The 880-nt window shown below is 59.1% G+C and carries 1 protein-coding gene; it reads right to left on the reverse strand.

Annotation, left to right across the window (positions count from 1 at the left end; translation table 11 throughout):
• Positions 1–18 precede the first annotated feature (18 nt).
• Positions 19–777: a TetR/AcrR family transcriptional regulator gene (locus tag HX803_RS31950; protein WP_176998819.1), complete on the reverse strand. Its 759-nt coding sequence runs from the start codon at positions 775–777 to the stop codon at positions 19–21.
• Positions 778–880: the final 103 nt, after the last annotated feature.

Raw genomic sequence — 880 nt, forward strand, 5'->3', positions numbered from 1 at the left:
TTTTGCCTGGGATGTGAGCTAGCGCGAGGCCTTGGCCGCTGGTTCATTGGCCTGTTCACGAATGGCCCGCTGAGTGTCCAGCACCTTGGCCAAGGCATTCTCGGCTTCCGGGCTCTGCTGCGGCACACGAATCGCCGCCGACACCAGGGTGATCAACTTGGCCATGACTTCGGCATCCGTCGCCGGACGGCCCAGGCTCATGGAGTTCATCAGCAGGCGCAGTTCAGTGCCCGCCATTACCCCGGAAATCGCCTTGAGGGCAAATTGCAGGCGCACGCCCAGCTCATTGCGCGGCAGGTCCGGCAAGGCCAGGGCAAAGGCTTCGAAGAAACGCTGGAACACCGGCTGGTAATGCACCTTCAGGTATTCCTGGATAAACGGCGATGTGTCGCTGTAGACCCGGCCTAGGAACCGGATGAACGAGCGCCCTTCCCCACTGGCGCTGGCCGGGTCGCTGCGCTCCAGGCCCATGGCCGGGGCAAACAGCACGCCGAGCAAGGTGTCGCAATCGAGCGGGCCGTCGGATTCGGCTTCGCAACGCGCGAGCAACTCCAGGCGCTGCTCGTTGAGCGGCTCCAGGCGTTGCATCAATAGGGTTTTCATCAGGGAATCCTTGTCCCCGAAGTGGTAATTCACGGCGGCCAGGTTCACCTGGGCACGCTCGGTAATCTGCCGGAGCAGCACGGCGTCATAGCCGTATTTGATGAAGAGAGCCTCTGTCGCATCCAGCAGTCGAGTCTTGGTAACGTTTGGAGCGCTGAGTTTCTTCGCGACCATAGGGGTTCCACGTGGGAAATATTGTTTTAAAAAATAATTTGATTTTTTATACCGGGGCGGCCTTTCGAAAGCAAGTAGTGACACTGCGCCATACTACTAAAAG

Source organism: Pseudomonas sp. P7548, assembly GCF_013386585.1.
Classification (GTDB): Bacteria; Pseudomonadota; Gammaproteobacteria; order Pseudomonadales; family Pseudomonadaceae; genus Aquipseudomonas.